At 69.5% G+C, this 9,376-nt stretch carries 10 protein-coding genes; 8 read left to right on the top strand and 2 right to left on the bottom strand.

Translation table 11 applies throughout. The annotated features are described in order from the left end of the window. Nucleotides 1–84 precede the first annotated feature (84 nt). The 6 genes from VOI19_RS07780 to VOI19_RS07755 all read left to right on the top strand — a co-directional run bounded on the left by VOI19_RS07780 (nt 85) and on the right by VOI19_RS07755 (nt 5,177). The gene (locus VOI19_RS07780; RefSeq protein WP_323792394.1) at nt 85–1,257 is read left to right on the top strand and encodes a lipid-transfer protein; all 1,173 of its coding nucleotides are present in this window, start codon (nt 85–87) and stop codon (nt 1,255–1,257) included. 49 nt (nt 1,258–1,306) lie between these two features. Beyond that, nucleotides 1,307–1,939, top strand: a complete 633-nt coding sequence (locus tag VOI19_RS07775) for a SatD family protein (RefSeq protein ID WP_323792393.1) — start codon at nt 1,307–1,309, stop codon at nt 1,937–1,939. Further along, nucleotides 1,936–2,694 carry a hypothetical protein gene (locus VOI19_RS07770; RefSeq protein ID WP_323792392.1) on the top strand — a complete coding sequence of 253 codons (759 nt, stop codon included), beginning with the start codon at nt 1,936–1,938 and terminating at the stop codon, nt 2,692–2,694. The genes VOI19_RS07775 and VOI19_RS07770 overlap by 4 nt, the downstream gene beginning before the upstream one ends. A gap of 27 nt (nt 2,695–2,721) precedes the next feature. Next, nucleotides 2,722–3,225: an SRPBCC family protein gene (locus VOI19_RS07765; protein WP_323792391.1), complete on the top strand. Its 504-nt coding sequence runs from the start codon at nt 2,722–2,724 to the stop codon at nt 3,223–3,225. 238 nt (nt 3,226–3,463) lie between these two features. Next, the gene (locus VOI19_RS07760; protein WP_323792390.1) at nt 3,464–4,696 is read left to right on the top strand and encodes an HNH endonuclease; all 1,233 of its coding nucleotides are present in this window, start codon (nt 3,464–3,466) and stop codon (nt 4,694–4,696) included. A 16-nt stretch (nt 4,697–4,712) separates the two neighbouring features. After that, complete coding sequence (locus tag VOI19_RS07755; protein ID WP_323792389.1) at nt 4,713–5,177, top strand: MOSC domain-containing protein; 465 nt, start codon at nt 4,713–4,715, stop codon at nt 5,175–5,177. Here VOI19_RS07755 and VOI19_RS07750 read toward each other — a convergent pair. Next, the gene (locus tag VOI19_RS07750; protein WP_323792388.1) at nt 5,161–6,747 is read right to left on the bottom strand and encodes a cation:proton antiporter; all 1,587 of its coding nucleotides are present in this window, start codon (nt 6,745–6,747) and stop codon (nt 5,161–5,163) included. The two genes, VOI19_RS07755 and VOI19_RS07750, sit on opposite strands and share 17 nt — an antisense overlap. A gap of 4 nt (nt 6,748–6,751) precedes the next feature. Further along, nucleotides 6,752–7,483 carry a dienelactone hydrolase family protein gene (locus VOI19_RS07745; protein WP_323792387.1) on the bottom strand — a complete coding sequence of 244 codons (732 nt, stop codon included), beginning with the start codon at nt 7,481–7,483 and terminating at the stop codon, nt 6,752–6,754. Nucleotides 7,484–7,515: 32 nt separating this feature from the next. On the opposite strand from VOI19_RS07745, the gene VOI19_RS07740 reads away from it, so the two are divergent. Then, entirely contained in the window at nt 7,516–9,021 is a 1,506-nt protein-coding gene (locus VOI19_RS07740) for a cryptochrome/photolyase family protein (protein WP_323792386.1), read from the top strand. A 63-nt stretch (nt 9,022–9,084) separates the two neighbouring features. Continuing rightward, nucleotides 9,085–9,376: SRPBCC family protein (locus tag VOI19_RS07735; protein WP_323792385.1), on the top strand; the 292-nt coding region annotated here is incomplete at its 3' end.

The raw sequence follows: 9,376 nt of genomic DNA, 5'->3' as shown, positions 1-9,376 counted from the left end.
CGGCGTTGCGACGATCGCGGTGACGGGAGCGGTCTCGCTCGGCAGCCACGTCACCGGCACCGTCTCGGTCAGGGTGGCCGACTGATGGGCTCGCTGAGCGGCAAGGCCGCCATCGCCGGCATCGGCGCGACCGAGTTCTCCAAGGCCTCGGGGCGCTCCGAGCTGCAGCTCTCGGTCGAGGCGATCCAGCACGCCCTGGCCGACGCCGGGCTGACGACGTCCGACGTCGACGGGCTCACCACCTTCACCATGGACACGTCGTCCGAGATCGCGGTGGCCCGCGAGCTCGGCCTCGACGAGCTGCGGTTCTTCAGCCGGATCAACTACGGCGGGGGAGCCGCCTGCGCGACGATCCAGCAGGCGGCAATGGCAGTGGCCACCGGCGTCGCCGACGTGGTCGTGGCCTACCGAGGCTTCAACGAGCGCTCGGAGAGCCGGTTCGGGCAGTTCTCCGTCGCCGCGGCCACCCAGGTCAACACCAACGGACTCGACAACGCGTGGAGCTATCCGTTCGGACTCGGCACCCCGGCCGCCACGGTCGCGATGCAGGCACGCCGCTACATGCACGAGTACGGCGCCACGTCGGCCGACTTCGGTGCGGTCGCGGTGGCCGACCGTCGACACGCAGCCACCAACCCGCACGCCTTCTTCTACGAGAAGCCGATCACGATCGAGGACCACCAGGCCTCGCGGATGATCGTCGACCCGCTGCACCTGCTCGACTGCTGCCAGGAGTCCGACGGCGCCCAGGCGATCGTGGTCGTGTCGGCCGAGCGTGCGCGCGACCTGGCGCAGAAGCCGGCCTACATCGCGGCGGCGGCGCAGGGGAGTGGGCGCGACCAGTTCGTGATGACGTCCTACTACCGCGACGACATCGGGATCCCCGAGATGGGCGTGGTGGGGCGTGAGCTCTGGCGCCAGTCGGGGCTCGTGCCGGCCGACATGCCGATGGCGATCCTCTACGACCACTTCACGCCGTACGTGCTGATGCAGCTGGAGGAGCTCGGCTTCTGCGGTCGCGGCGAGGCTCCCGGCTTCATCGCCGGGGGTGCGATCGAGGTCGGCGGGCGGCTGCCCCTCAACACCCACGGCGGACAGCTCGGCGAGGCGTACATCCACGGCATGAACGGCATCGCCGAGGGCGTGCGTCAGGTGCGCGGCTCGTCGGTCAACCAGGTCGAGGCGGCGTCGTCGTCCCACGTGCTGGTGACCGCTGGCACCGGTGTGCCGACGAGCGGGCTCATCCTTTCGGCGTGAGAGTGAAGCATCGGTATTCATTATGACCATATGAAGGTATTGTCTTCACATGGCGCAAATGAAGCAGTCGATCGTCCTCATCGGCGATGTGATCGGTTCCCGCGGCGCCGCTGACCGCGCGGCGCTGCACAACAGTCTCGTCGCCGCGCTCGACGACGTCAACGGTCGGTGGGACACGGACCTCCGCATCACGGTCGGGGACGAGTACCAGGGGACGGCGCCCACGGTCGGTGCCGCCACGGGCATCGCGCTCGCGCTGCGCCTGGCCCTGCTTCCGACGTACGACGTGCGCCACGGGATCGCCCGAGGTGGCGCGGCCGTGCTCGACAAGAAGGCCGGCATCGAGGATGGTCCGGGGTGGTGGGCTGCCCGCGACGCCATCGAGGCCGCCGAGGACCGCGCGCAGCGTGCCGTGACACGAGGGTCTCGGACGGCGTTCCGGTCGGCTGATCCCGACGAGCAGGTCGGGGCCCTCGAGGCTGCGCTGCTGGCCCGGGACGAGCTCGTCTCGCGCCTCGACGAACGCTCGCTGTCGGTGCTGCGTGGTGTGCTGTCCGGGCGGTCGCAGCGTGAGCTTGCAGCTGAGGAGGGCGTGTCCGCCTCAGCGATCTCACAGCGCGTGCGGCATGACAGCATCGGCGTGATCGTGACGATGACCCAGTGGATGGAGGCGCAACCGTGACGTGGCTCGGGCTGCTGTTGGTCGGTATCGGGTGCAACGACCTGGTGTTCTCGTGGTTGCGTCGACCCCGGGTCGCTGAGGCTGTGGCAGCCGGGGTGGTGCTGGCTGCAGGGCTTCTCGCCGGTGTCAGCGGCTTGTTCGAGGTGCTGGGGCTGGTGCTCGTGTGCGGCGGCGTCGTGGTGTGGGGCGAGTCGGTGACCTACGGGTTCGGCAGTCGACGTTTCGCGCTGCCGCTGGTGGTGCTCGCAGCTGTTCTGACGCTGGCGGTCCTGGCCTCACCGACGGTGCGGGTCGACGACGGGCTGCTCGCCACGTGGCTCACGGAGTCGACCCTGCCCCTGCTCTCCGGGCTCGAGGCCGACCGGGCGCTGCTCCTGCTCGGCGTGCTGCTGGTGCAGCTCTCGACCGGCAACGTGATCGTGCGCCTGGTGCTCGGAGTGACCGGCACCTCCCACCCGCTCCGTTCGACGACCGGCTCCGCCGCCGGCTCGATGTCCGGGCTCAAGGGCGGTCGGTTGCTCGGTCCGATGGAGCGACTGCTCATCGTCGGGCTCGGGCTGGCCGGCGAGGTGACCGCAGCGAGCATCGTCATCGCCGCCAAGGGGCTGCTCCGCTTCCCCGAGCTCCAGTCGGCCCGCGCTGACGGCTCCACCGGTCCCGGAATCCATGAGGTCACCGAGTACTTCCTCGTCGGGAGCTTCGTCTCGTGGACGATCTCGTTGGCCGCGCTGGCTCTGGTTGCCGTTCCGGGCTGACGTGTGCGGCCTTCGAGGCGGCAGGGCGTGGTTGGTTCCGTGGCATGCATGCAGCGCATGCCCCAGGTCACAGCAGACGTATGGGTACCCGTTCCGCCCGACACTGCCTTCGCGGTCTCGCAGACGACCGGTGAGGTCCGGCTGAGCTGGGATCTGTTCACCCGGCATCAGCACCTGATCGACGCCGACCGGCCGGGCAAGGATGTCCGCACCCTGACCAAGGCGCGGGTCGGTCCGACGATGATCAGCCGTTACGTCTCCTACCGCCCGCCGACATCGGTCGGCATGACGATGGAGAAGGGTCCGTGGTTCTTCGCAACCTTCGGCGGCGGCTGGCGCTTCACCCCCGAGGACCGAGACGGGGTTGCCGGAACTCGAGCCGTGTGGAAGTACACATGGTCTGGTCGCCCGACGTGGCTCACCCCGGTTGCCGACCCGATCGGCCGGTGGTTGCTGGGCCGCGAGATCCGCGCCCGGATCGCGGCGTTCGCCCGAGCCTGCGAGAACCCCGACGTGCTCGAAGTCTTATAGCGCGCGGTGCTGTGGGTCTTGTCGACTACGCATGCCAGGAGCGAGTTGCCCAGACCCATTGCGCGTCAGTTCGCCCGCGCCGCCGACATCGTCTGGATCCGTTCCTACATGGCCCAGAAGCCGCGTCACTCGCGGTGGAAAGCAGCAGCACAAAGCCAGTCCGCGACACAAGACTTGCTGCAACGACCGGTAAGTCCGGGGTTCCCAAGCTCCGCGCCGATCGCGTACAATCGAACACATGTTCGCACACCCGCTCCCTGAATCTTCGCGGGAGTGCGTCGACGAGCTGGAGGAGATCGAACGTCTCAAGTCCGCGCTGTGCGCTCGGCAGGCGCGCGTGACTGCCCGTCTGGATGAGCCAGACCTTCGTGGCTCCACTAGCGATAGGGCGATGGCGACCGAGGTCGGTCTGGCCCGCCGAGAGTCACCCAGCCGCGGGGCGCGGTACGTCAAACTTGCTCGCGCGCTGGTCGATGACCATCCCGAGGTCCTTGCTCTCCTCGAGTCCGGCGAGCTCAACGAGCGTCGTGCCGAGCTGATCGTCGACGAGACCGCCGTGCTGTGCCTGGAGGACCGGCGTGCCGCCGACACTGCGCTGGCCCATCACCTCCTGGACAACCCGTCGCTCGGCGACCGCGACCTCCGCGACGCCGCGCGTCGGATCGTGCAGCGCATCGACGGAGTTGCTGCTGAGCGCCGTCGGGCGCGCGCCCACCGCGGCCGGCACGTCGCGGCGCGTGCTCGCGCTGACGGGTGCGGGGAGGTCACCGGCAACGTCGCTGACTGGCAGATGGCCGCGATCATGAGCTCTCTCAGTCAGCGAGCGGACGTCATGCTGCACGAAGGTGACGAGCGCACGCGAGCGCAACTGATCGCCGATCTCTTCGTCGAGCGGCTCGCCGGACTTCCTGGCGCCAGCGCTGTGCCGGTGCACCTGGACATCGTGGTCGGAGCCGAGGCGTTGCTCGGCGAGACCAATGAGCCTGCCGAGGTGTCCGGCCTCGGCCCCATCCCGGCCGGCCTCGCCAGGCGGCTCCTGCTCGCCTCGCCCCAGGCTCGCACCCGCGTGCGGCGTCTCTTCGCCGACACCGACCACCTCATCGTCATGGAGTCGAGCTCGCGCACCTTCGACGGGCTACTGAGGTCCTTCATCCGCCTGCGCGACGGTCGCTGTCGTACGCCGTGGTGCGACGCTTTCATCCGACACATCGACCACGTGCAGGATGCCGCCGACGGGGGCCCGACGGCCCTCCACAACGGACAGGGCCTCTGCGAGAGCTGCAACTACGCCAAGCAGGACCCGGGCATCAGGCACCAGGTGATTTCCCGCGCGATCGTCGAGCCCCACACCACCCGGATCACCACACCGGCCGGGGCCTCCTATCACTCCCGGGCGCCCGCGCCACCCGGCTGCAACCCGCAGAACCTCTTCATTCAGCGCCAACCCGGCGTCTGGACGCGCGTCGCCTAGTTCTTACGCTTGTTCGGTGCCGACCATTTCCTTCCTCCACATCGCGAAGGCGACGCGACTGCCCATGCGCGCCGTCGACGCCGTGGAAGTCGAGGCGGGCAAGGGGATCCTGGGCGATCGCTACCACGGCACCAAGCACCGCCACGTGACGCTGCAGAGTGCCGACGCCCTGGCCGAGGCGCCCGAGCTCTACGGCTCGGACGTGCCGGCCCACCTGACCCGGCGCAACATCACGATCAGCGACGGCGTCGTGCCGCGCGACCCCGGCACCCGCATCCGGATCGGCGACGTCCTGCTCGAGGTCGTGCGCGTGGCGGCGCCGTGCAAGCTGCTCGACGACACGATCGGCCGGGGTGCGCAGGAGGCGTTGCGACGACGCGGCGGGTCGGTGTTTCGCGTTCTCGAGGGCGGACACGTCGCGATAGGCGACGAGGTCGACCTGACACCGGCGACCGACTCGATCGTCACGTCAGGCGGCTGAACCCACCGAGCTCGGCCGCGCTGTCGGCCAGTGCGGTGCCGGTGCCGTCGTAGAGCCCGAGCACCGCGTCGACGTGGGTGCGCATCTCGTCGGCCTCGTCGTCGTACTGCGCGACAGCGACGACCACGCCGTCGAATTTCTGGCCGGCGAGCAGGCGCATCGCGTCGAGGTTGGCCCCGTGGAAGGGCATCGCCAGGACGGCGAGGTCGAGGTCCTCGGCGCTGGTCAGGCGGTGGTAGAGGTCGGGGTCCATGGCGTCGGCGACGATCACGTCCTTGCCCTGCTCACGCAGCGCCGCCGCCCGCTCCTCGTTGCTCTCGATGCCCACCACTCGCAGGCCGTACTCCGTGGTGAGCTGCTGGTAGGTCGCCCGGCCGACCCGGCCCATGCCGAGCACGACCGCGTCGGCGAACGCCACGTCGATCGGTCGGTCGTCGGGGTGCAGCTGGGCGGGGTCCTGGGTGGGCCAGCGCTTCTCGGCCAGCCGCACGAGCGCCTCGGAGCGCGCCTCGAGCAGGGTGGAGAGCAGAAAGCTGAGGGCGACGCTGGTGGCCAGGACCACCAGCCACTGCTCGTCGATGAGGTCGGCGGAGGCCCCGACCGCGGCGACGATCAGGGCGAACTCCGAGTAGTTGCCGAGCACGGCAGCGGCCTTGATCGACGTCCGGTGACGCAGGCCCTGCACCCGCAGCAGCAGGGCAAAGCCCCACGACTTGAACGGGACCAGCAGCACGAGGAGCAGCGCGAGCACGACGTCGCCCGCGGACGGCAGGCCCGTGAAGCCGATGGAGAGGAAGAAGCCGACGAGGAGCAGCTCCTTGACCGAGAACAAGGTCTTGGCCAGCTCGGACGAACGACGCTCGGGCGCGAGCAGCAAGCCGATGATCAGGGCCCCGAGGTCACCCTTGAGCCCGACGGCCTCGAAGAGCGCGTACCCCGGCCCCAGGGCCAGCGCGAGACCGAAGAGCGGCATCAGCTCGCCGTGGTCGATGCGTGCGAGCACACGACGGAAGAGGATCGAGGCGGGGATGAGGCCGACGAGGAGGAGTGCCCACGGGCTCGGCGGCGAACCTTTCGCGATCGTCAGGAACACCACGGCGGCGATGTCTTGGATGATGAGGATGCCGAGCGCGGTGACGCCGTAGCGCGACTGCCCGGACCCGGACTCGTCGAGCGCCTTGACGACCAGGACCGTGCTCGAGAACGACAGGGCGAAGCCGACGACCAGCAGTGACTGCCAGTCCTGGTCGGCCAGCAGCCCGGACGCGACGACGGCGATGACCCCCAGGTAGCCCCACGCCAGCGCCGACGTCGCGCCGAGGTGCACGACGCTGGTCAGCCAGACCTCGCGCCGTCCGAGGATCCGCGCGTCGAGCTTGAGGCCGATGCCGAAGAGCAGGAGCGTCACCCCTAGGTCGGCCAGGGTGTCGAGTCCGGCGACCTCGGGCACGCCGGCGGCGTTCAGGGCGAACCCCACGGCCAGGAACCCGACGAGCGGGGGCAGCCGGATGGTGGTGCAGATCAGTCCGGCCGCGAGGGCAGCGAGCAGGACGAGGCTCAGGTCCGTCACGTGGTCAGACCGACAACTTCTCGTCGAAGAAGGCGAGCACCCGGTCGACGGCTTCCTGCTGGCGGTGCGTGGTGACCGTGGAGTGTTGCCTCCCGGGGAACTCGACCTTGATGAACGCAGGGCCGAGCTCGGTGGTGAGCGTGTCGAAACGCGTGCCCACGGCGGCGTCCCCGGTGAAGCGCAGGCCGAGGACCTCGCAGCCGGCGGCAGCCCGCTCCTTGACCTTGGCGAGGTCGCCGGGGGAGAGGTTGAGGTCGGCCGCGCGAGTCTTCCCGACCGGGAAGGGCACCGAGGGCTGGCAGAGCACGGGGGCGGCGACGGACTCGTCGACCATCATGGCCAGCGCGAAGCCGCCGGTGAAGCACATGCCGAGCGCGCCCACTCCCGGGCCGCCGAGCTCGCCGTGCAGCTCGCGCGCCAGGCTGCGCAGCCACTCGGCCATCGGGGTCGTCTCACGGGTGGCGAGCTTGGTGAACTCCTTGCGCACGCACACCCCCGACATCGCCTTGACGACGTTGGTGAGGGCGAAGGGGCCACCGATCTTGCCGAAGAGCTGAGGCATGACCACGGTGTAGCCCGCCTCGACGACCTCGTCGCCGAAGCCGATGACGTCGTCGGTGAGACCTGGGATCTCGTGGATGACGATCGCTCCCGGGCCGTTGCCCTTGCGGTAGGTCGGGAAGGTCATGCCGTCGGCGGTGTGCTCGCCGAGGCTCCAGGAGTCGATGAGGCCCATGCGGGTGAGCCTAGTGTCGCTAACGTCGGCGCATGGCCGACCGTCCAGTTCGACTCGTCCTGCCCCACCAGCTGTTCGAGGAGCACCTCGACGCCCCGGCCGGCACGACCTTCGTGCTGGTCGAGCACGACCTGCTCTTCCGCCAGTACCGCTTCCACGTGCAGAAGCTGGTCCTGCACCGCGCGAGCATGCGTCGCTTCGCCGCCCGTCTGCGCGAGAGCGGCTACGACGTCGTGTGCATCGACACCGACGGTCGTACGACGAGCCGCGCGGCGTTGGCTCGAGTGATCGAGGACCTGGCACCGACGTCGATCAGCGTCTTCGACGTGGTGGACGACTGGCTGGGTCGTGACCTCGTCGCGGCGCTGGGCGACGCCGGCCACATGCTCGGGCCCGACGACGTCCTGGAGTCACCGAACTTCCTGACCACCCGGCAACAGGTGGCCGACGCCTTCGCCACGTCGTCCAAGGGTCAGCCGCGGATGCAGCACTTCTATGCGTGGCAGCGGCGGCGCCTCGAGGTGCTGATGGACGGCAACCAGCCGCGCGGTGGCAAGTGGTCCTTCGACGAGGACAACCGCAAGAAGCTGCCGCGCGGTCTCCTGGTCCCCGAGGTGACGCCGGCGCGGCGGTGCGAGGAGGTCGAGGAGGCGATCGCCTGGGTCGGTCGTGCTTTCCCCGACAACCCGGGCAACGCGGCGTCGTTCGCGTGGCCGACGAGTCACGCCGAGGCCGAGGCAGGCCTGGAGGAGTTCTTGGCCGAGCGGTTCGCCGAGTTCGGCCCCTACGAGGACGCGCTGTCGAGCGAGCACTCCTACCTCTTCCACTCGCTGCTGACGGCGCCGCTCAACATCGGGCTCCTCTCGCCGCGACACGTGCTCGAGCGCGCGCTCGAGGTGGGGGAGACCGACGACGTGCCGCTCGCTTCGCTCGAGGGCTTCGTGCGCCAGGTCATTGGCTGGCGCGAGTACATGCGGGCGACGTACCACCTGCACGGACGGCGGTTGCGCTCGCGCAACCACCTCGCGCACGCGCGGCCGCTGGCCGCCGGCTGGTGGACGGGGGAGACCGGCCTCGATCCGGTCGACCACGTGATCGGGCGGGTGCTCGAGACCGGCTACGCCCACCACATCGAGCGGCTGATGGTGCTCGGCAACGCCATGGCGCTGCTGCGGACTGATCCGGACGCCGTGCACGAGTGGTTCATGGAGCTCTTCATCGACGCCTACGACTGGGTGATGGTGCCCAACGTGCACGCGATGAGCCAGTTCGGCGCGGGCGACGCGATCACCACCAAGCCCTACGTGTCGGGCAGCAACTACCTGCGCAAGATGAGCGACTACGCGGCCAAGTCGGGGCCCGGGTGGGGGACCGACTGGCAGGACGACTGGGACGCGCTCTACTGGACGTTCGTGCGCGACCACCACGACGTCTTCGCCGGCAACCCGCGCTCACGCATGATCGCCAACCTCTACGACGCCATGGAGCCGGCGACGAAGGCGGCGCACACACGCCGGGCAGCGCCGTGGCTCGGGTGAGTTCTGACGTGACCTGTCCCCACGGGTGAGGTGGGACGCCTGGGCCGCTCCTAGCGTGGAGTCATGCCTACCGTGAGCCGTACCTTCCCCGTCAACCCTTCGCCGTCCGCCGTCATCGACTACCTGAAGGACTTCTCGCACGCCGAGGACTGGGACCCCGGCACCGTCTCGTGCACGCGTCAGGGCCAGGGTCCGATCGTCGTCGGCACGAAGTTCCACAACGTCTCGAAGATCGCCGGCGTCGAGACGGAGCTGACCTACGAGCTGACCGAGCTGACCGGCAGCAAGCTCGTCTTCGAGGGCGAGAACGAGTCGGCCACGTCGGTCGACACGATCACCGTGGTGCCGCACGAGG

The organism is Nocardioides sp., assembly GCF_034670285.1.
Lineage (GTDB): Bacteria > Actinomycetota > Actinomycetes > Propionibacteriales > Nocardioidaceae > Nocardioides.
The sequence above is the reverse complement of the archived record's forward strand: the minus strand, read 5'-3'. Positions and strand labels throughout refer to the sequence as shown.

Bases quoted from the DNA above. Each gene is read 5' to 3' on its own strand.
- VOI19_RS07780 (WP_323792394.1), top strand. From the start codon at position 85: ATGGGCTCGCTGAGCGGCAAGGCCGCCATCGCCGGCATCGGCGCGACC.
- VOI19_RS07775 (WP_323792393.1), top strand. From the start codon at position 1,307: ATGGCGCAAATGAAGCAGTCGATCGTCCTCATCGGCGATGTGATCGGT.
- VOI19_RS07760 (WP_323792390.1), top strand. From the start codon at position 3,464: ATGTTCGCACACCCGCTCCCTGAATCTTCGCGGGAGTGCGTCGACGAG.
- VOI19_RS07745 (WP_323792387.1), bottom strand. From the start codon at position 7,483: ATGGGCCTCATCGACTCCTGGAGCCTCGGCGAGCACACCGCCGACGGC.
- VOI19_RS07740 (WP_323792386.1), top strand. From the start codon at position 7,516: ATGGCCGACCGTCCAGTTCGACTCGTCCTGCCCCACCAGCTGTTCGAG.